Origin of the sequence: Streptomyces sp. NPDC005962, assembly GCF_040629205.1 — a bacterium.
Taxonomy (GTDB): domain Bacteria; phylum Actinomycetota; class Actinomycetes; order Streptomycetales; family Streptomycetaceae; genus Streptomyces.
Window position 1 is genome coordinate 1 of record NZ_JBEXVE010000055.1, and the last position, 472, is coordinate 472.

The window sequence follows — 472 nt, forward strand, 5'->3', positions numbered from 1 at the left end:
TTACGTTTGCTCTTCCGATCTGCCCCCTGCACCCCCGCCGGGGCTCCGCCCCAGGACCCCGGTCCTCAAACGCCGGACGGGCTGAGTTTCCCGGACCGGGGCTCGGTTTCCCGATCGGGGCCCGGTTTCCGGAGCAAGGCCGGGCTGGGTTCCCGGACCGGGCCGGGGTTGTTCCCGAGCACGGCCGGGGTTCCCGAGCAGGGCCCGGATTCCGGACCGGGGCCCGGTCTCCCGAGCAGGCCCGGGCTCCCGAGCACGGCCGGGGTTCCCGAACAAGGCCCGGTCTCCGGACCGGGGCCCGGTTTCCGGAGCAGGGCCGGGCTCCCGAACAGGGCCGAGGTTTCCGAGCAGGGCTGGGATTCCCAAGCACGGCCCGGGTTCGCAAGCAAGGCCGGGGCTCCCGAGCAAGACCCGGTCTCCGGACCGGGGCCGGGGTTCCCGAGCAGGGCCCGAGTTCCCAAGCAGGGCCCGG